We start from the raw sequence: 21854 nt of genomic DNA, 5'->3' as shown, positions 1-21854 counted from the left end.
AAGATGATAAAAGAATACGCTGAAAGTGCTAAAGGAATAGTTTTAATTCAGCAAAAAGAATAATTACATCGAACAACGCTCTGCCACTAAAAGAGCCGCTGCAACGACTAAAATCAAAAAAGGGTAAACGATTTTTCGTTTCATTCTATTTATTTAGCAATTAAAAACGCCCAAAGTTAACAAACTCCGGGCGTTTTAAAATTATTAGTTAAGCAGAAAAATTAATCCTTTAACTTATCTGAACCTGCTACTTTATGTTTCATGTTATTCCTCTTAATATCAGAAAGCACGTTAATCGCCTCTTCAACGTACACATCACGGCTTAAATCCTTATGCCATCTTTCTCTTTTCTCCTGTAGCGTAGAATCTGCTTTAAAAAGTTTTTCTTCGTAAGGTAAAGAAGTAAAAGAAAGATTGGTTTTATAGTCTTTTAGAGCATCATATTGTTTCGCTACTTCTTTATTTTTCTCTGCATCGGCAGCATAACGATCAAAATTTAAAGAATAAGTATCATCTTCACTTTGCTCTTTAATCCACTTTGCATTTTGCTCGATTAGCTTAATTTGTTCGCTTTTTGCCATGCGCTCTTTACTATTCTCTATGGCCTCCTCATAACCTACATAACCATCCCAAATGTTATAATCTGCGGGATCGATTTTATCCCATGGTAATGGATTTTCCTGATCTTTCTCGCCAATATCCACATAGCTGTAGCGATCTGGAACAACAACATCACTCTTCACTCCTTCTAACTGGGTTGAACCTCCGTTTACTCTATAGAATTTCTGAGTAGTAATTTTTAAGGCTCCCATATCCCCATAATCGTTATTTCTTAACCATCGATTAAGGTCGATCACATTCTGAACGGTTCCTTTACCATAAGTTTGCTTACTACCAATGATAACGGCTCTTTTATAATCCTGCATTGCCGCCGCTAAAATCTCTGAAGCTGAAGCTGAAAGCTCATTTACTAAAATTACAAGCGGCCCGTCCCAAACAATTTCAGAATCTTCATCGTTAAGCACTTCTTTACGCTCTCCATTAGATTTTACCTGTACAATAGGTCCTTTTTCAATAAACAATCCTGCGATATCTACTACGGTTTTTAAGGAACCTCCACCATTATTCCTAAGATCTATTACAAGCCCGTCCATACCTTGTTCTTTAAGCTCGATAATATCCTTACGCATATCTGAAGCTGCATTACGGCTATCATAATCTTCCATATCAAAATAGAATTTTGGAAGGTTAATGATTCCGTATTGTTTGCCATCTTTATCCACCATCGCTGTTTTTGCATAAGTTTCTTCCAACTCTACAAGATCTCTGGTAAGGGTAACCTGCTCTATATTTCCAAGCAACTTTTTACGAACAGTAAGGGTAACTTTAGAGCCTTTTGGTCCTTTGATTAAATCTACGGCATCATCAAGGCGCATCCCTGAAATCGTTACAGGTTCATTTTCATCCTCTTGTTTCACTTTAAGAATAACATCGCCTGCATCTAATTCTTCACTTTTCCAGGCAGGACCACCAGATATTACATCCATAATGGTAATATCATCATTCTTTTTCTGTAATCTTGCCCCAATACCTTCAATTTTACCAGACATTTGGATGTCAAAACGGTCTTTATCCCTTGGCGCAAAATAATACGTATGAGGATCAAATTCTTCTACTATGGCATTGATAAAAACAGAGAAGTAATCTTTTCTTTCCAAGTCATCGGTTAGATCAAAGTACTCCGATAAACTATTCTGGGTAGTCTCACGAGCTTTTTTCTCTAGTTCCTCATCAGATTTCATTGTGTAATCGGGATCATTTTCTTTCTTACTTTTCTCGTCCTCTTTAAGATCGTAATAGTTAATAAGTGTAGAAAATTTAAGTTGTTTTCTCCAACGCTCCTTCAATTCGGCTTTAGAAGTCACATAATCCAAATCATCACCATCAGCGATAAAATCTTCTTCTTTAGAAAAATCAAAAGGCTCGGCAAGGATTTTAGTATACAATTGTTTTGCCTCCTCATTACGTTTTTCTAGCTTAGAATAGGTTAAGTCGAAAAAATTAAGTTCCTTATTGTTGATTTCGTCATCAATAAGCAGCTTATATTTTTCAAATTCCTCAATATCTTCTTTATAAAAGAAACGCTTTGAAGGGTCTAAACTTTCTATATAATGCTTATAAACTTTTGCTGAAAAATCATCATTTATCTCTTTAGCATCGTAATGTCCCTGGCTAAGAACATAGGTAATAAGATCGATTAAAAGCTTGTCTTTGTTAGGGTCATCAAACTTTTTTGTGGTGAAGCTGCATGAAGTTGCTGCCATCAAAACAGCCAAAACCAGGATTTTTAAATTCCTTTTCATATATCGCATAGATTTCGTCATTAAATTCTGTACAAAATACATTAAAAACTGTGCCATTCATAAGAACAGCAACTAATAATTTGTTAAAGCACTAAATTAATCTTTCCGTAGGAAATTACTAATTTAGCAACTATAAAAATTAAGCTATGAGCAAAGAAAAACCGCTAATTCTGGTCACTAACGATGATGGTATTACCGCACCCGGAATTAGAAGCCTTTTACAGGTCATGAAAGAGATTGGTGATGTCGTTGTTGTCGCTCCCGATAGTCCGCAAAGCGGAATGGGACATGCCATCACCATTAGTGACACTCTATTTTGTGACTCGGTTACACTAAAAGAAAACTACAATCATAAAGAATATAGTTGCTCTGGCACCCCGGCCGACTGTGTGAAAATTGCGACACAGGAAATTTTACACCGTAAGCCCGATCTTTGCGTAAGCGGAATTAACCACGGCTCTAACTCTTCGATAAACGTCATTTATTCCGGAACCATGAGTGCTGCAGTAGAGGCTGGCGTAGAAGGAATTCCTGCCATTGGTTTCTCGCTTTTGGATTATTCCCTTAATGCCGATTTTGAGCCTTGTAAAAAATATGTGAAAGCGATTACTAAAAATGTACTTAAAAACGGGCTTCCAAAAGGGGTGGTCTTAAACGTAAATTTTCCCAAATTGCCCGCAGAAGAAATTAAAGGCATTAAAGTTTGCCGTCAGGCCAACGCACATTGGGAAGAAGAGTTTGATAAAAGGACCAATCCACAAGGTCGGGATTATTACTGGTTAAGTGGTAAGTTTGTAAATAACGATGAAGGCCAGGATACTGATGAATGGGCCTTAGAAAACGGATATGTTTCTTTAGTCCCCGTTCAATTCGATTTAACGGCACACCATTTTATTAACGAGTTAAACGACTGGAAACTGGATGAGTAAGGGCAATATCGCAATAGGCTTTTTAATTGGTATTTCGACCACTATAGCTGGAGTTTTCTTGTTTACTACATTTTTCTCTGACTATAGTTTTGAAGTAAGCCTTCATGATTCTATTCAGAATGATTACTTCGGAAAATTAATTGCTATTGGCGCTGTATTGAACTTTTTCCCATTTTTCGTTTTTATGCGGAAGAAACAAATTTATCATGCCCGCGGAATTTTACTGGCATGCCTGGTAGTTGCAGTTGCAATTGCTGTGGTTAAAATTCGAAATTTTTAATTATTAAGAATAAAATTTTAAGCGCTTGAAATATTATATCATTGCAGGAGAAGCCTCGGGAGACCTACATGCTTCTAACCTTATGAGGTCCCTAAAAAAAGTAGATCCAAATGCCGAATTTCGATTTTGGGGTGGCGATCTTATGCAAGAACAAGGCGGAACTATGGTAAAACATTACCGTGATCTTGCCTTTATGGGTTTTGCGGAAGTGATTATGAACCTGCGAACCATCTTAGGTAATATTTCATTTTGCAAAAAAGATATCGCAACATACCAACCCGACGCATTAATCTTTATCGATTATCCCGGATTTAATTTACGTATCGCAAAATGGGCAAAAGAAGAGGGCTACGATACCCATTTTTATATTTCACCGCAAATCTGGGCCTGGAAAGAAAACAGGATTAAAGCCATAAAACGTGATATCGATCACATGTATGTGATTTTACCCTTCGAAAAAGATTTTTACGAAAAAAAACATGACTATCCTGTTAATTTCGTCGGGCACCCATTAATCGATGCTATTTCTAATCGCAAAAATACCGATATAGCCAAATTTAAAGCTGAAAATAACCTGGACGAACGCCCCATTATAGCCTTATTACCCGGCAGCCGAAAACAGGAAATCTCTAAGATGTTGGAAGTCATGCTAAGCATCACACAGGATTTTAAAGATTATCAGTTTGTTATTGCCGGAGCGCCAAGCCAGGAAACCGAATTTTATAAACCTTACCTTAAAAAGACCAATATCAATCTGGTGATGAATAAAACCTATGATATTTTAAGTTGCGCGTATGCCGCACTGGTCACCTCGGGTACTGCAACTTTAGAAACCGCTCTTTTTAAGGTCCCAGAAGTGGTTTGCTATAAAGGCAACTATATTTCTTACCATATTGCTAAAAGAATTATTAATTTAGACTATATCTCTCTGGTCAACCTAATTATGGATCGAGAGGTGGTAAAAGAACTTATTCAGGGAGAATTCAATTCAGATACCCTTAAAATCGAATTACAAAAGATCCTGGAAGAGAAAAACAGGGAGCGAATTTTTAAAGACTATTACGAATTAGAACAAAAATTGGGCGGAACTGGCGCTAGTTTAGAAACTGCCACCTTTATTTATGATGCCATAAAATAAAACATCCCGAAATCCTACAATATCGACATTAAGTGAGATGAAGAATATAGAAAGAGATATGATAATGAAGCAGAGCCTAAGACTGGGCATAATGATTTTAACCGCTATATTTTTAAGTTCCTGTGGCGGCTCAAAACCCAAAGTAATTACTACCAAAACCGAAAAAACTACTAAAAAAACAAAACATTACGATCCAAAAATCACTCAAAACAATGAAGTCATCAAACCTAAAGACGATCGGGTTTATGATATTGTAAATTATGCGATTAGTTTTGAAGGCACTAAATACAAATACGGTGGCACCACAAAACGCGGGATGGACTGTTCTGGCCTAATGTACGTTTCATTTCAGGAGAATGATATTGCATTACCAAGAACCTCGCGTGCAATGTCGTTACAGGGCGAACGCCTTTATTTAAAAGACGTAACGGTAGGCGATCTCTTGTTTTTTGAAACAAATAAAAACCGCAAAGTAATTAACCATGTAGGACTTGTTGTAGATGTTTCACAAGGCGATATTCTTTTTATCCATTCTACCACTTCACAGGGTGTAGTGATTAGTAAACTTTCTGAAAATTACTGGAATAATACTTTTGTGATGGCCAGAAGAATAATTTAAACTTTTTAAAAAAGTCGGCTAAAAAGCAGATTTTCACTACTTTTAGTGTGACCCTACTTTCTAATAATCAGAAAGATGGGATACATCAACACCAAGATTCTTAAATTTTCGATTGCATTTTTATGCGGAATCTTAGCAGCACATTTTTTTAAAATCCCCTTAAACGCCCTGCTAATTTCTGCCGGGATTACCCTCTTTCTTTTTGTATTCTTCTTTTTTAAAGCCAAATCGCAGCTTTACCAACTGCCCTATTTTGGAATATGCTTATATCTGATTTTATTTTTCTTCGGAAGTATTTCCTACCAGCTTAAATTCCCTGAAAACCGACCGTATTATTTTTCGAATTTCGTTAATTCTGAAGAGGATTTTTTACAACTAAAACTCACCGAAGAACTAAAACCGAATTTCCATAAACGCTTTATTGTTGAAGTAGATTATGTTATCCATAATCGGGATTTGATAAAACGGAAGCCCGCTTTTGGTAAAATCTTAGTCGGTGTTCCTTTACAATCGAATTTAAAGGTTGGGCAACAAATCACGGTACCGGCAAAAATTACAAGTATAAATCTACCACTGAACCCGCACCAATTCAACTATTCAGAATACATGAAATTTCAGGGTATTTTTTATCAAATTAATCTTTCAGAACATCAAATTTTAATCGATCAAAACGCCAAACCTTCTCTTTTCACCAAAATAAAAAGATCCCTACTCCAAACGTTACAGGATTCAGGTTTTAAAAAAGATGAACTTGCTATAATTCAGGCTTTAATTTTAGGGGAGCGTAACGGTATTTCAAATGAAATCTATCAAAACTATGCTGCCGCTGGCGCTATTCATATTTTGGCCGTTTCAGGATTGCACATTGGTATCATTTTGTTGCTCATTAATTTTCTTCTAAAACCAATTCAGCAATCAAAATGGTTAAAACTGGCTTTAACCTTAGCCGGAATTTGGAGCTTTGCATTACTTACCGGCTTATCGGCATCGGTAGTTCGCGCTTCATTTATGTTTAGCTTTGTGGCTTTTGGTCTTCAGATTCACCGTAAAATCAGTTTACTCAACACCGTGTTTTCTGCATTTTTAATTCTTATTCTTATCAATCCGTTTTATGTATTTCAGGTTGGATTTCAGCTAAGTTTTGCTGCTGTATTTAGCATTGCATTATTTCAGCCTAAATTCAATAAACTTTGGTACCCCAAAAACAGGATTGTGCGATTTTTTTATCAGATGATTAGCGTAAGCCTCTGCGCGCAGATTGGTGTTTTGCCGTTAAGTTTATACTATTTTCATCAATTTCCGGGATTATTTTTGCTAACGAATATGGTGATCCTTCCCGGACTTGGCATCTTACTTATTTTAGGAATTTTAATCCTCATATTAGGGGTTTTAGATGTACTGCCTAAAGTCCTGGTAAAATTCTATTCGATTTTGGTTGAAAAACTTAATGCATTTATCGCGTGGGTGGCCAGCAAAGAAAATTTTATTATCAACGAAATTCATCTTAGTGCCTTTTCAGTATTACTTTTATTCGGAGTCATCATGAGCTTTTTCTTCTTACTTCAACAAAAACAGAAAAGACATGTATTTTTAGTGTTGACGGCGATTATCGCATTTCAGATTAGCCTGCTAATTGACCAATATCAGCATTCTTCCGAAGAAATTTTTATTCTGAATAAATCGGGAAACAGTATCATTGCTGAAAAGAAAGCACAACAATTAAATCTTTTTAGCCATAATCTAAAAGATAGCAGCTGGAATTACTTGGAAGATTTTAAAATAGCTGAAAAAATATCGAATATTGAGTTTAATAAGCTTGAAAATTTTTATGAACTGAAGCAAAAAAGAATTTTGGTGATCGACAGTGCTGCGCTTTTTAATTTTCCTGAATTTAAGCCGGATATAATACTGCTTTCTAATTCTCCAAAAGTGAATTTAGAGCGCACTATTGCTATTTTAAAGCCACACATAGTTATCGCCGACGCCAGCAATTACCCTAATTTTATTACATTATGGAAACAGACCTGTATACATAAAAAAGTCCCTTTTTACCAGACGGGTAAAAAGGGAGCTTTTAACTACTAACCACAAACTATTGTTTATGATACAACTAACACTTACTTACTAAACGTAGGTTCAAAGTTTTCATTGTATTCATTCCAGGCTTTTTCTGTAGTTAATTTTTTATACTCGTCTTTTGCGAAGATTTTTAAAAATATTTCTATTTGCGCCGGCGTTCTATATCCGGTTAATGGTGCGATTAAATCTCCGTTTTCATCAAAAAACACAATACTTGGATATCCTGAAATTTGTAAAGCCCGAGCAAATTCATGCGGACTATTTCTTTTACCTTTTAACTCAGGTTTATATTCTGGATTAGCAAAAACTTCGTCTTTGTATTTAATTTCTTCCTGGCCTTCTGCATTAAATTTTACCGGATAATAGTTTTCATTAATAAATTGGGCCACCTGTGGATGCCCAAAAGTGTTTTTATCAAGCATTTTACACGGGCCACACCAATCAGTATACGCATCCATGATAATATTCTTAGGCGTTTCCTTTTGTGCTGCCAGCGCCTCGTTCATGGTCATCCAGTTAATCTTACTTTCAGTTTCCTGCGCCTGCACTGCAAAACCAACCATTATTAATGCTATAAAAAGTATTTTTTTCATCTTCAAAAATTTTCTTCTATGATAACAAAAAACGTTCCTTTTACAGAACGTTTTTTAGAAAATATTATAATCTCTTTTTATTCTATTGTTGTTTCCTGCGGGATGCCTTCTTCCATCTTTGCATCCTCTGCACCGTGGGTTAAACGTTTAAGAGGTTTTAACATTGCAATAACTAACAATCCTATTATTGTCCAGATTACCAGGATACCGGTAAAAATTTCGAATTCCCCAAGATCCTGAGCAAATTGGCCAATTAAACCGGCAACCTTATTTCCTAAGCCTGTTGCCGCCCAGTACATTCCCATAATAATTGAAGCATATTTTAGCGGAGCTAGTTTGGTAATAAAAGATAGCGATACCGGTGATGCGCATAATTCACCAATGGTATGGAATAAATAGGCTAAAATTAACCAGTACATTCCTGAAGATCCGGTTTCTTGATATTGCAAAGATGCTGCACTCATAAAACCAAACCCTAAGGCCATAATAATTAAACCAACCGCCATTTTAAAAATAGAAGATGATTCTCTTCCTTTCTTTTTCCAATGAAACCAAAAGCTACCAACCAATGTCGCCAAAGTGATAATAAAGAAAGAGTTTACTGACTGGAATACTGAAGCAGGAATTTCGAAGCCTAAAATCGTTCTGTCTACTTTCTCTGAAGCATAAAGATTCATTAAACCACCAGCCTGCTCAAAAGCTGCCCAGAAAAGGATAATTAATAAGAAAGAGATTAGCAATACTTTTACTCTGTCTTTTTCTATTGAGGTTAAGGGTTTATCTAAAATCGCTCGATCTGCTTCGTTTTTTCTTGAAATTAAATTCCCAACATGAGATAGGTGCTTTTGTCCCAGCATATAAACGATCTGTCCCAGCAACATTCCTATTGCTGCAAGACCAAATCCCCAGTGCCATCCATAATATTGAGCTAAGAAACCACAAGCAATTGGTGCTAAGAAACCACCAATATTAATCCCCATGTAAAAAATATAGAACCCAAGATCTCTACGTTCGTCACCTTGCTTATATAATCCTCCTACCATCGAAGAGATATTTGGTTTTAAACCACCTACCCCAAGAATGATAAATAAACAACCAATATAGAAAGAAGTTTCAGATTCAAACGATAAGATTCCGTGCCCAATACACAGGAGTATACCACCAATCAAAACAGTTTTCTTTTGCCCTAAAAGTTTATCGGCGACCCATCCCCCTGGAATAGAAGACACATAAACTAGCATGGTATACCAACCATAAAGTTCTAAGGCCTCGGTATTTGTCCATCCAAAACCTGGATTATCCGAGGTGGTTTCAGCAACAAGGTATAGCGTAAATAAGGCTCGCATTCCGTAGTAGGAGAAGCGTTCCCATAATTCTGTAAAAAAGAGAATATACAATCCTGCCGGATGCCCAAATATTTCTTTTTGATTAGCTGGAGGTGCAGTATTTGCCATAATTTTAAGTTTGTTGATTGAGTTTTATAGATGTTCTTTTATAAAGTTTGTCATTTTTGTATACAGGTGCAATCTGGTATTGCCGCCATAAATGCCGTGATTTTTATCGGGGTAAATCGCCCAATCGAATTGTTTATTGGCCTGTATTAATGCCTCAACCATTCGCATGGTGTTTTGAAGGTGCACATTATCATCACCGCTGCCGTGTACAATTAAAAAGTCTCCCTTTAATTTATCTACATGGTTAATTGGTGAATTTTCATCGTAACCAGAAGCATTTTCCTGCGGTGTGGTCATAAAACGTTCGGTATAAATGGTGTCATAAAATCTCCAACTGGTTACCGGTGCCACTGCTATGGCCATTGCAAAGGTATTATTTCCTTTCAGGATGGCATTAGAAGCCATAAAGCCCCCAAAACTCCATCCCCAAATTCCAATTCGATCAGCATCTATATAGTCAAGTTCACCTAGTTTTTTTGCTGCTGCGATCTGATCTTCAAGCTCGTATTTTCCTAACTCATTTTGAGTTATTTTTTTAAATTCGGCTCCTTTAAATCCAGTTCCCCTGCCATCTACACAAGCGATAATATATCCTTTATCAGCCAGTAACTGATACCAGTAATCATTAGTATTAAAATAAGAGTTGGAAACCGACTGTGATCCCGGTCCTGAATATTGAAACATTAACAGCGGATATTTCTTAGACGCATCAAAATCTGAAGGTTTTATGGTCCACATATTTAACTCATTGCCATTTACTACAAGCGTAGATAATTCTTTGGGTGAGAAATGATACGGTTTTTCAACTTCTAACAGCTCTTCATTATTCTTAATTTCCCGTACCAGTTTTCCGTTTTTAGCTAAATGCAAGGTGTACTGCATCGGAGTGTCTGTGCTCGTAAAGGCATTGATAAAATAAGTGAAATCGGCACTAAAATCGGCATTATTGATTCCGGTTTTTTCCGTAATTCGTTTTTTACCTTTCCCGTTTGTTTTTATGGAATAGACATCACGATTTACACTTCCGTTTTCTGTGCTTTGATAAAATAAACGATTACTTTTATTATCATAACCATAGTAATTGGTCACTTCCCAATTCCCCGTCGTTACCTGGCTCTTAAGTTTTCCGTTTTCATCATATAAATATATATGATTATAACCGTCTCTTTCGCTTGTCCAGATAAAACTGTTATCTTCTAAAAAAGTGAGATTATCGGTTACATCAACGTAAGCCTCATCTTTTTCAGTAAGAATAACTTTGGTAGTATAATCTTCAGCATCTACAAAAATCAGATCTAATTGATCCTGATGCCTGTTTAAAACCTGAACGCTTAATACATTATCCTTATTGGTCCATTTGATACGCGGAATATAGAAATCCTTATCATCCCCCAGGTTTATTTCTGTACTTTCTTCCGAAGCTACATCGTACATGTGCAACGAAACTTCAGAATTAGCTTCACCGGCCTTGGGATATTTAAAAACCAGCTCGCTTGGATATAGACCACCTCCGAAGATATCCATAGAAAATTCTGGCACTTTAGCTTCATCAAATCTTAAAAAAGCAATTTTATCTCCTTTATAATTCCATTGAAAAGCTCTTACAAAACCAAGTTCTTCCTCGTATACCCAATCGGTCACACCATTAATAATACTGTTCACTTTACCGTCTTTGGTAATTTGCTTTTCGCTATGGCCTGCCACATCGTAAACATAGATATTATTCTCAAAGACATAAGCTAACTTAGAATTATCTGGAGAAAATGTGGGCTCCTGAACTTTTTTATCACTAAGCTTTGTAAGTTTTTTAGATTTTATATCAAAAATATAGAATATCGCCTTCGAAGATCTTCGATAAATTGGTTGCGGATCTGTAGCCAACAGCATTTTGCTCTCATCCTGGCTTAAACTAAACGCCTGGAAACTTTTTAAACCTTTTAGATCTTTAGTGTCTACCAGCGTTCGGGTTTTCTCACCGGTTTCGTAACTATAAACATCGACACTGGAATTTCCAGAATCCGGGTCGTGATTTAGCACCACATATTCAACACCATTATTAAGAGATTGTAGGGATTGTAAATGTTGCTGACTAAACTTTCCGCTCCATATTTCTTCAAGCGTGATATTCTTTTCCTGAGAAGTCGCAACAGAAGCTGCCATCATCATAAGCAGAACTAAGATTTTTGAGAACCTCATTAAATTCTTTGAAAATTTTATTGCAGGCCAAGTTTACTAAATTTTGATGAAAAAGCCGGTCGAACTGATGTTAAATACTAACAATTTGTTAATGATGTTTTCAAGCAAACCAAACACGGCTTTAAATTTAATGTCTTACGAGCAACTAAATAACAATTGTATCTTTGCATTGAAACTATTTATAAAATTTCATGAAGGAACCAATTTCCGGCTTTTCAAAGCTAACGAAGGGAGAAAAGATTAACTGGTTAACAAAAACCTATCTGAATGATGATCCTAAAGCTGTAGAAGTTTTAAAACAGTACTGGAACAAGGACGAAAAGCTACAACAATTACACGAGGAGTTTACCGAAAATACCCTATCTAATTACTATTTGCCTTTTGGTATTGCGCCTAATTTTTTAATTAACAACGAACTTTTTGCCATCCCTATGGCCATTGAAGAAAGCTCTGTAATTGCGGCAGCCAGTAAAGCGGCTAAATTTTGGGGAAGCCGGGGAGGATTTAAGGCAGAAGTTATCGACACCATAAAAGTTGGACAGGTACACTTTATTTACCAAGGATGCGAAGAAAAATTAGAGCTGTTTTTTAACCAATTAGAACCTAAACTTAGAGAAGCTGCTATACCGATCACCCAAAACATGGAGAAACGTGGTGGCGGTATTAAAAGTATCGAGCTTAGGGACCGCACCGCTGAAATAGACCATTACTACCAGTTGCATTGTAATTTTGAAACTGTAGATAGCATGGGAGCTAATTTTATAAATAGCTGCCTTGAAAAGTTCGCTGAGGTTCTGGAAAAGGAAGCAGCGATTTGGGAGGATTTTGATGAGAAAGAACGCCATATCGAAATCGTAATGAGTATTCTATCTAATTACGTGCCCGAGTGTGTGGTAAGAGCAGAAGTTCGCTGTTCTTTAGAAAACCTATCTGATGATCCTGATTTAAGCGGAGAACAATTTGCAGATAAATTTTTAAGAGCGGTTAAAATTGCCGAAACCGAACCGTTTAGGGCAGTTACCCATAATAAAGGAATCATGAATGGAATAGACGCGGTGGTGCTGGCTACAGGAAATGATTTTAGAGCCATTGAAGCCGGCGTACATGCTTACGCGGCGAAAGATGGGCAGTACTCCAGCTTAACCCATGCCAGCGTTGAGAACGGAATCTTTAAGTTTTGGATCGAAGTCCCTTTGGCTCTGGGAACTGTTGGCGGCTTAACCAGTCTTCATCCTTTAGTAAAGCTGGCTTTGGAAATGCTTGGGCAACCTAACGCTAAAAAATTAATGGAAATTGTTGCCGTCGCCGGACTAGCCCAGAATTTTGCAGCCATAAAATCGCTCATCACCACCGGCATCCAGAAAGGCCACATGAAAATGCATTTGATGAATATACTTAATCAACATAATGCCACTTTGGAAGAAAAAGAAAAACTAATCGAATATTATAAAACCAATGTGGTTTCTCATAGCGATGTTGCTGTGCAACTTGAAAAACTTAGAGGATGAGATTTTACAGTCCCGGTAAACTTTTAATTACAGCCGAATATGCTGTTTTAGATGGCGCACAGGCTTTATGCCTTCCTACAAAAAAAGGACAGTCTTTAACTATTCAGGAAAATAATTTAGGCGTAATCAACTGGATGAGTAAGGATGAAAATGATAAAATCTGGTTTCAGGATCAGTTTAAAAAAGATTCCTTAGGAATAAAGTCGACTTCAGAATATAAAATTTCAGAATCAGAAAAAGAATCAGCAATATCAGCGCGCTGCATCCAAATTATAACGGCTGCTGAAGAATTATCTGGACAACATCTTTTTGAAAAAGGGTATGATATTCTAACTGAATTAGAGTTTAACCGCAATTGGGGTTTAGGCACCTCTTCTACTTTAATCAATAACCTTGCGCAGTGGCTGAAAATTGATCCTTATGTTTTACTGAATAAAACTTTTAAAGGAAGTGGTTACGACATTGCCTGTGCTCAAGCAGATAGTCCTATAACCTACGAACGGAAAAAAAATACTCAAATTTCACTAAAAGCAGATTTTGAGCCGGGATTTTCAGATCATATTTACTTTGTTTACCTAAATCAAAAACAAAATAGCAGAGAAGGCATAGCGCATTACAGAAAAAGGACCGTTGATGATCGTGAAATTTTAATTGAAAAGGTTTCCAATATTACTCAGCAGCTCATTAAATGCGATAATTTAGCCGAATATGATTTATTGATCAATATCCACGAGAATTTAATTTCTAAAGCATTAAACCTGCCTAAAGTAAAAACCAGGCTTTTCCCGGATTATGAGGGAAGTATTAAAAGTCTTGGTGCCTGGGGTGGTGATTTTATTATGGTAACTGCCAAAAATGATCCTACACTTTATTTTAAAGAAAAAGGATTTGAGGTAGTAATTCCTTACAGCCAAATGATTTTATAGTGGAACGCTAAAGGTTGTTTAGAAAAACCAAACCCGATACCTATAGTCATAAAAAAATCCACTCGATCGAGTGGATTTTTTTATGACTTATTTCTGCTAAATACTAATAGAATTTAGCTCTTTTATCTTCAATTTCAGCCTTCGCTTTTAAAGCTTCAAAAGCTCTGTTGTTTGCCATTTGACGACGCGTTCTGGTTTCCTGTTGCGCAAATGGTTTATAAGAATCCAGCTCTGGCGCTTCGCTCTTACTTACCAGTTCTACCACATACACTCCTTTATCACCTACAATTGGTTTACTGGTTTCTCCTACTTCTAACGCATAAACTGCACCTACAACTTCTGGCTCGTTACCTGCACCGGCAAGGGTTGGTGAACTTAAGTTTACCGCATTTGCTGTTTGTACAATTTTATTCTGATTTTCTGCAACCTGATCTACAGTAGTTCCAGAAATCTTTTCTTTAATAATTTCAGCTTTTTTCTGCTTGGTAAGAATTGGGATTACTTCAGCCGAAGCATCTTCTGGACTCATTAGTCCTTTTTTCTTCTTAGCAGTTATTTGCGCTACAATATATCCTGTTGGAGTTTCAAAACGTTTTACATCGCCTACTTTCGCATCATCTTCAAAAGCCCACTGTACGACACGGCGTTGTTCACCAACTCCGGGAATATTTTCATCTAAAGCTTTTACATCACGTACGGTACGGATTCTATAATCTGCTGCTTTGGCCTCTTCGGCAAAATCACCTTCACCCGCAGCAATTTCAAATTTAGTTACCTCGTTAAACAGTTTATTTCTTGTTCCTTCAGTAGCTTCAACCTCTCTAGCCACTGTAGCGATTTTCACTGCTTTTTCTCTATCGGTTTGATCTTCGATATAAATAACATGATATCCAAAATCTGTTTTTACAACACCTACTGTTCCTTTGTTATTGTTTAGAACAAAATCATCAAAGGTTGGCACCATCATTCCTGGTCTAAAATAGCCAAGATCACCAGAATTTTGTGCAGCTGAAGGATCATCAGAAAATTCGGTTGCCAATGCTCCCATTCTAGATTTATCAGCTTTTACAACTCCGGCTAAACTGTCTGCTAATTGTTTTGCAGCAGTCTCGGTACGGGTACCACCTGCTTGCGCTCCCTGAAATCCTATTAAAATATGGCTTGCTTTTATAGAATCTGGTATTTCTTTAGTCTCTACTAGCTTGCTTAACTTCCAATATCCATTCTCTTCATAAGGCCCATATACTTCACCTTTCTCAAGATTAAATAAATCGTCAGCAAACTCTTTTGGAAGCTGATTTTTAAATTTGAAGGTTACGGGTTGTTGTACATCTGAATTAGAATTTACAAATTCCTGATCGTCTGAAGTTGTTTTAAACCCTGCAATGGTATCGTTCGTTTTAGAAACCGAGTTATACTCTACCCTATCTTCTAACAATCCGCTTAAAGATTCTTTTGCTTCTTCTTTATCCTCTGGCGACGGCTCTTCATTAAAAATAACATATTGAATATTACGAGCGGCCTCTGTTTCAAATTTCGCTTTGTGATTATCTACGTATGTTTTTATTTCAGACTTAGAAACTTCAACTTCATCATCTGGAATTGAAGAAAAAGGAACCTGAACATAACGAAGATCCATAGTATTATTTTGCAAATGATAGGCTTCTTTACCTTCGGTTAGGGTTGCACCAACACCGGCACGAATCATATTTGCATAAATATTTTGTGCGGCAGATTCTGCAAGTCCCTCTTCATAACTTAACCATTGCTGATACATTTGTGGTGATGTTTGCTTTAAACTTGCCACATATTCTTTTAATCGATTTTCATCGAACATTCCAGCTTCGTTAGTAAATTGAGGATTGCCAGCCATTTGAGCTCTCATCATCTGCCTTACCTGAGCCTGCTCTGCCCTAATTCCAAGAGCTTCTACCTGCTCATCAACAATAATTTGATTTAATTGCTGATCCCAAACACGATTTACAGCTTGCGTAGTAGAAATGTTACCACGCATATTTTGCTGGTATGCTTCTACCTGACGGGCAAATTCTTCCCTGCCAATTTCCTCTCCATTTACAGTGGCTATAGAGTTATCTTTACCGCTAAAGCCACCACTTCTAATCACATCGGCCAGAACAAATGAAAATAATGCCAATGCAATAATTAAAATTAAGAAAACAGAACGCTGTCTGATTTTATTTAATACTGCCATTCTTAGATATAATTTATCAAAATATAGTGGGCGAAAATAGTGTTTTTAGGCTAATTATAAAACTTATGATTAGCAAAATATTAACTTTTTAACGCTTTAATCCTCAGGCTTGATTTTAAGCTCTACCAGATCGATTTTTGTATTCGAAACATCAAGGATTGTAAATTCGAAATCATCGATGCGCACCACTTCGTTTTGCTGGGGAATTTCCTCGGTATGGTTTACAATAAAACCACCTAAAGTTTCATAATTCTCGCCGGTAGGGATATTTAAACGATAGGTTTCATTAATGTAATCTACTTCAACACGTGCCGAAAATTTAAAATGTTCGTCACTAATTTTTTCGTCGACCAGGATTGGGGAATCATGTTCGTCTTCTATTTCCCCAAAAAGTTCTTCTACGATATCCTCAATGGTCATCATTCCACTGGTACCACCATATTCATCGATAACCACCGCAATACTTTTTCGTTTTTTGATCAAAACATTAAGCACATCTTTTACCCACATCGTTTCTGGAACGAAAATAACAGGTAACAGAATAGATTTTATAGATTCCGGCTTTTTAAATAGCTCAAAAGAATGTACATAACCTATAATATTATCAATGGTATCGTTATAGATTAAAATTTTTGAGAGTCCGGTTTCCGTAAAGGTTTTTACCAAATCCCCGGGTTCCTGATCCTGATTTACTGCAATAATCTCAGTACGGGGAATCATAACCTCCCGTGCTTTAATATCGGCAAACTGAAGGGCATTTTGAAAAATCTGTATTTCAGAATCCACTTCGTCTTCCTCTTCTACCGTTTCCATCTGTTCGCTAATAAAATTCCCTAGTTCGATTTTACTAAATGCCAGTTGAACCTCATCTCCATCGGTTTTAAAGAAACGTTTTAAGATCATATCTGAAATCCAGATCACAAACGATGAAATAAAACTGAACAACAAATAAAAAAGATAGGCCGGTACCGCAAAAAACTTCAACATGGTATTAGCATAAATCTGAAAAAATACCTTCGGAAGAAATTCGGCCGTAACCAAAATAAGTAATGTAGATAAAACTGTTTGGGTAAACAGACTTAAATCGGTCACCAGATAATTTAAAATTGCATTGTGTAAAGGCTGAATTTCATGGAGCCATGCCATGATTAAATCGCCCATATAAAAACCATAAACAACAAGGGCGATATTATTCCCTACAAGCATGGCAGCGATAAACTTAGATGGCTTTTTGGTAAGGCGCTTTAAAACTTTAGCCAAAAAATCATTCTGAAGTTTCTCTATTTCAATATAAATTTTGTTTGAAGACACATAAGCAATCTCCATACCCGAAAAAAAAGCGGAAAGTAGTAATGAAAAAATAATGATGATGACTTCTGCACTCATTATTTATGGTCTTTTTGTCTCTTTTCGAGTTTTCTTCGGAAATTTCTTTTGAAGAAAAACATGAAAATGGCCATCGCGGCCAGGAATATAAAAATATACGCTCTACTGCGCTCGGCATCCCAAATAGCAAAGGTTTCAAAAATGAAGAACCCTCCTATGATTAAATATGCATACTCGAAATACCTAAAATATTTTGTCATTTTTCTGACTCGTCTATGTTTTGAATCCCACTATTGGTTCTAAAGTTGAATTTATCGAAATTTTGATTGGAATCAAAACCCATTCCTTCATTAAAAGATCCATCGGGAAACTTAATTTGATTTTCGCGATCGGTAAACACCCAACTTTGATTTTGATCCCAGTATAACTGATCACCTTCTAACCGGGTACTATCTGCAGTAAAAATCACTACGTTACCACGAAGATCTACCAAACCGGTGGCACCATATACAATCCCGTAATCTGCTGTAACGGTACTTTTTTGATCATCTTCATCAAAAAACTCGATATATACGCCTTGTGGAAATTCTCGATAAGGAAAGTCTTTATTCTCGAAATCATACATCTTTTCACTTTGAAGGGTCGCCACAACACGACCAGAATCGGTATACTTTAAAAGAATACCACTAGCAATTCCTGCTGGGGCATCTGCAGGGTTTTGAAGTGCTCTTACTTCGTTCAAATTACCTTCACATGAAAAAAGCATTGTCACGCCGATAAGCGTGACAATGCTTTGTATTATTTCACGATATGTGATTTTCATATTATAAATTAGGGATACGCACAGTTTCTCCTATCCAACAACCAATTTGAATAGCATCTCCTGCTTTTTTCCCTTCCTGGAATACATCAGCTTTTTGTGGGGCACGACCATTATAAGCCGCAACTGTTGCATTCGCATGCTTAGAAAGAGATGGATCAACTCTACCTGCTTTTGCTACATATTCTGCAGCTAACCAGTACACTGCTCTTTTCTCGAAAGCAGTTTGCCCACAGTTGTTTGCGCTATCGGCATACATATCTGCAATATTCAAATAAGCTCTACCATAAGATGGCTTAGCCTGAATTGCTTTTCTATAGAAATTTCTAGCCTGAGAAAAACTTCCCGAAGACTTATAGTTCTGAGCAATTCTGTAATAGATCTTAGCCTTATCTGCTGGGTCTTTTTCAAGTTCAGCAGCTTCATTATAATACTCTAAAGCTTTACCTCTATCGCCATCAGCTTCAGCTAACTGACCTAAAGAATAAGCCGATGCAGCAGAAGGCTCTAACTGATGAAGTGCTTCAGAAATCTTAAAGAATAACGGATCTTCACAATCTTTAGCTGAAAGACGTGCATTCGCGTTTCTTAACCAAGCTACGTCTCCTTTTTTAGCTTCAAAATCTTTTTCGTAAAGTGGCACTAAGTTATCACAATCTGCACGAGCACCCAACTTTGCATTTAAAGCATCCTTTACTGCATTAAAATTATTTAATTTCTGCTCAGCTATTTTTGCTGTTTTTGCTTCTTTAGAAGTTAAATCTTCACCAGAATCTTGCTTTTCGATTAGTGGCTGTAGACGATCTGCCTCATAGATTTCTTCCTCTTCAATTTTTGCCATTACCCTATCGTAAATATCAAAAACATCCTGTAACTCACGATCACCGGCATCTTGCATATTTACCATTAAATCGAAATAAGCATAAAGACCTTTAGGACTGGTAAAGTTTTCTTTATCTTCAGTATAAGCTTTATCGAATGCGTTGAATCTATCTTCTGTAGTTCCAACTTTGTTATCAAACTTTAAAAGTGCTATATCACTATAAACATCACCTTTTTTTGTTTTGTCTGGGTAATGTTCTAATCTACCTAGGTATACATCAATTAACTCATTGATATATTTTGTTTTTTCTTCTCCAGAAGCTCCATCAATTTTGTGCTTTAGCACTCTTTCTAAATACTGGAAAGTTGCTAAACTATAATCTGGACATTCTTCTTTCACTTTCATTAACGGCGCGTATGCCGCATCATAATTCTTAGCTTTAGCATCATCATAAGCTAAAGCCGCAGTGGTAGTACAATCCTGAGCAAATGCTCCAGAACCTAGCATTACCGCCGATAATAAAACTATAAATCTCGCTTTCATCTTGTTGTTTATTATGGTTAATTAAACTTTCTCTTTACAAACCATTGGTCATTCAAAGATAAACCAATTGATAATTTAAAAAAATTCTCCTGTATTAAACCTGAGCTTGTTGTACCGCGCTGTCCATACTCCAGCCCCAAATTTAGATTAGAGAAATCTCCTCCAATCGGTAATCCTAATCCAAAAGATATGCCAAACTCATCTATCGACTCTCCGTTAAGCTGCAAACCAGTTTCTTCAAAACGTCCTCCAAAGCGATAAACGATACGTTTAAAATAACTTGTAAGTGAACTATACTCTGGCACAATATACCCTCCTAAACGATATGCATTACCATCATTATATTCTACATCGTTTACAGGAGTACTAAAAACCGAAATTTCTGGTATACTTCCAAATGCAGAATATTCACCTCCTAAAAACCATTTATTTGGCCTACCAATACCTAAACCAAATGTTGCTTTTGAAGGCAAAGTAATGTCCTGAGATTCCATATCAAAAGTCTTTGCATTGAAAATAGTTTCTCCATTTGCCGAAAACGCCACATTCGCGATTTCTCTATAACTCTCTGAAGTTATATCTGCTTCAGGAGTATACACCGCAGATGCATGTAACTTCAATCCACTGTTTAATTTTTTTTGATAGTCTACCCCAAAATTAAAACTAAAGCCCGATAGGTCAGATCGATCTATATCCCGGGTTCCATATTGCACCCCTTCTCTCACCACCGTTCTGCGATGCTGAATATTCCCAAAATTATAATCAGCATTCACCCCAATACTAAGATCTCGGTTTATTGCATAAGCGGCAGAAAGGAATACTTTATTCATTCCTCCGCGTCCTTTTAGCCTGCTTGCGCCATCCTCTTCAATATCATAAATTCGATATCCTACCGAAGAATACGGTATTAAGCCCACACCAAAACCAAAACGGCCTACAGGTACACCTAGTCCTAAATAATCTAAAGAAACATTTTTGGTTTGATCTTTTGAATCCTGAGTTTTCTGATCTGTAGACTCTAAACTAGCTCCTACGGTATAAGTTGTCCTTGCCAACTTACCATAACCGGCAGGATTTGTAAGGTTCATATGAATACTATCCGAAAACGTACTAAGACCTCCCATGGCTCTATTTTCTACAGTCCCTTTAAAATTGGTAATCCCAACCCCGTAATAAGAATACGGCGAAGAAGTGTTTTCCTGAGCTTTCGCCCAAAACGCAGAAAATAAAGCTACGATTACTATAAATCGTTTAATCATTGAATTTTGTTATATTCTAAAATGTAGTTTAAACCTTCTAAAAGAAAATTTGAGTTCGCAAATATGCTATTTTTTAATCGCTTTGACAAAAATAGAAGATCACCACCCGTCAAAATAACTGTTAAATCTTTAAATTCTGAAATATAGCTGGTAATCATTCCATCAATTTCTGCAGCAAAACCAAAATAAATACCGCTCTTCAAACATTCTTCTGTAGAGTCCCCTATCAATTTTAGATGGTTACTATCTGATTGTATTAACGGTAATTTTTCTGTAAACTTATGTACAGCATTAAATCTCATTTGCAAACCGGGAGAAATTGCCCCTCCTAAATATTCAGAATCGCTATTTACAATATCATAAGTTACACAGGTTCCTGCATCGATCACCAGGCAATCCTGTTTAGGATAGGCATATACTGCCGCTGCGGCAAGAGCTATACGATCCTTACCCAAAGTTTTGGGAGAGCTGTAATTATTTATAAAAGGCAAATTAGTTTGATGATCCAAATAATATAAAACTGAATGTTTTTGGAGTACTTTTTTTACTGAATCATCATCTTTTAATACACTGGAAAGTATCGAAAATTGAATTTGAGGATACTTTTGAAAAATTTTTTCAATTTTTTTATTTTTTTCTGACTTCAGAATTTTAAAGACTTCCAAGAGCCTATAATTTTGAAAAACAGCAATTTTAGCAAAAGTATTTCCTAGGTCGACAACAAGATTCATAGCCTAATTTTATAAAATGCTAAGTTACGAAAGCATTTTTTTCAAAAAAGCCTTG

General features: G+C 36.4%; 17 protein-coding genes. 7 read left to right on the top strand and 10 right to left on the bottom strand.

Annotated elements, in window-relative coordinates; genetic code table 11:
* Positions 1 to 221: 221 nt before the first annotated feature.
* A complete protein-coding gene (locus L1967_RS00995) occupies positions 222 to 2363 on the bottom strand; it encodes a carboxy terminal-processing peptidase (protein ID WP_249599848.1) in 2142 nt (713 codons plus the stop codon).
* Between the two features lie 146 nt (positions 2364 to 2509).
* Between L1967_RS00995 and surE the strand changes: the two genes are divergently transcribed.
* The 5 genes from surE to L1967_RS00970 all read left to right on the top strand — a co-directional run bounded on the left by surE (position 2510) and on the right by L1967_RS00970 (position 7414).
* The gene (gene surE, locus L1967_RS00990; protein WP_249599847.1) at positions 2510 to 3292 is read left to right on the top strand and encodes a 5'/3'-nucleotidase SurE; all 783 of its coding nucleotides are present in this window, start codon (positions 2510 to 2512) and stop codon (positions 3290 to 3292) included.
* Complete coding sequence (locus tag L1967_RS00985; RefSeq protein WP_249599846.1) at positions 3285 to 3572, top strand: hypothetical protein; 288 nt, start codon at positions 3285 to 3287, stop codon at positions 3570 to 3572. Before surE ends, L1967_RS00985 begins: the two co-directional genes overlap by 8 nt.
* A 25-nt stretch (positions 3573 to 3597) precedes the next feature.
* Positions 3598 to 4710 carry a lipid-A-disaccharide synthase gene (gene lpxB, locus L1967_RS00980; RefSeq protein WP_249599845.1) on the top strand — a complete coding sequence of 371 codons (1113 nt, stop codon included), beginning with the start codon at positions 3598 to 3600 and terminating at the stop codon, positions 4708 to 4710.
* Between the two features lie 64 nt (positions 4711 to 4774).
* Positions 4775 to 5329, top strand: a complete 555-nt coding sequence (locus tag L1967_RS00975; RefSeq protein ID WP_249599844.1) for a C40 family peptidase — start codon at positions 4775 to 4777, stop codon at positions 5327 to 5329.
* Positions 5330 to 5404: 75 nt separating this feature from the next.
* A complete protein-coding gene (locus L1967_RS00970; RefSeq protein WP_249599843.1) occupies positions 5405 to 7414 on the top strand; it encodes a ComEC/Rec2 family competence protein in 2010 nt (669 codons plus the stop codon).
* A gap of 32 nt (positions 7415 to 7446) precedes the next feature.
* Here L1967_RS00970 and L1967_RS00965 read toward each other — a convergent pair whose 3' ends face one another.
* The 3 genes from L1967_RS00965 to L1967_RS00955 all read right to left on the bottom strand — a co-directional run bounded on the left by L1967_RS00965 (position 7447) and on the right by L1967_RS00955 (position 11651).
* The gene (locus L1967_RS00965) at positions 7447 to 8001 is read right to left on the bottom strand and encodes a thioredoxin family protein (RefSeq protein WP_249599842.1); all 555 of its coding nucleotides are present in this window, start codon (positions 7999 to 8001) and stop codon (positions 7447 to 7449) included.
* A 77-nt stretch (positions 8002 to 8078) separates the two neighbouring features.
* Positions 8079 to 9455, bottom strand: a complete 1377-nt coding sequence (locus L1967_RS00960) for a peptide MFS transporter (RefSeq protein ID WP_249599841.1) — start codon at positions 9453 to 9455, stop codon at positions 8079 to 8081.
* 24 nt (positions 9456 to 9479) lie between these two features.
* Complete coding sequence (locus L1967_RS00955; protein ID WP_249599840.1) at positions 9480 to 11651, bottom strand: S9 family peptidase; 2172 nt, start codon at positions 11649 to 11651, stop codon at positions 9480 to 9482.
* Positions 11652 to 11842: 191 nt separating this feature from the next.
* Between L1967_RS00955 and L1967_RS00950 the strand changes: the two genes are divergently transcribed.
* Both L1967_RS00950 and L1967_RS00945 read left to right on the top strand, forming a co-directional pair.
* Positions 11843 to 13159, top strand: coding sequence for a hydroxymethylglutaryl-CoA reductase, degradative (locus tag L1967_RS00950; protein ID WP_249599839.1), 1317 nt, complete (start codon positions 11843 to 11845; stop codon positions 13157 to 13159).
* Positions 13156 to 14085, top strand: a complete 930-nt coding sequence (locus L1967_RS00945; RefSeq protein WP_249599838.1) for a GYDIA family GHMP kinase — start codon at positions 13156 to 13158, stop codon at positions 14083 to 14085. Before L1967_RS00950 ends, L1967_RS00945 begins: the two co-directional genes overlap by 4 nt.
* A 103-nt stretch (positions 14086 to 14188) precedes the next feature.
* On the opposite strand, the gene L1967_RS00940 is transcribed toward L1967_RS00945, so the two are convergent.
* The 6 genes from L1967_RS00940 to L1967_RS00915 form a co-directional block, all read right to left on the bottom strand.
* Entirely contained in the window at positions 14189 to 16297 is a 2109-nt protein-coding gene (locus L1967_RS00940) for a peptidylprolyl isomerase (RefSeq protein ID WP_249599837.1), read from the bottom strand.
* 96 nt (positions 16298 to 16393) lie between these two features.
* Positions 16394 to 17683, bottom strand: a complete 1290-nt coding sequence (locus tag L1967_RS00935) for a hemolysin family protein (RefSeq protein WP_249599836.1) — start codon at positions 17681 to 17683, stop codon at positions 16394 to 16396.
* 196 nt (positions 17684 to 17879) lie between these two features.
* Complete coding sequence (gene lptC, locus L1967_RS00930) at positions 17880 to 18446, bottom strand: LPS export ABC transporter periplasmic protein LptC (protein WP_249599835.1); 567 nt, start codon at positions 18444 to 18446, stop codon at positions 17880 to 17882.
* Position 18447: 1 nt separating this feature from the next.
* A complete protein-coding gene (locus tag L1967_RS00925) occupies positions 18448 to 19809 on the bottom strand; it encodes a hypothetical protein (protein ID WP_249599834.1) in 1362 nt (453 codons plus the stop codon).
* 17 nt (positions 19810 to 19826) lie between these two features.
* Complete coding sequence (gene bamG / locus L1967_RS00920; protein ID WP_249599833.1) at positions 19827 to 21068, bottom strand: BamG family beta-barrel-assembly machinery protein; 1242 nt, start codon at positions 21066 to 21068, stop codon at positions 19827 to 19829.
* Complete coding sequence (locus L1967_RS00915; RefSeq protein WP_249599832.1) at positions 21065 to 21799, bottom strand: type III pantothenate kinase; 735 nt, start codon at positions 21797 to 21799, stop codon at positions 21065 to 21067. The genes bamG and L1967_RS00915 overlap by 4 nt, the downstream gene beginning before the upstream one ends.
* Between the last annotated feature and the right edge of the window lie 55 nt (positions 21800 to 21854).

The organism is Zunongwangia pacifica (assembly GCF_023499215.1).
Lineage (GTDB): Bacteria > Bacteroidota > Bacteroidia > Flavobacteriales > Flavobacteriaceae > Zunongwangia > Zunongwangia pacifica.
This window is presented reverse-complemented; position numbering and strand designations above follow the sequence as displayed.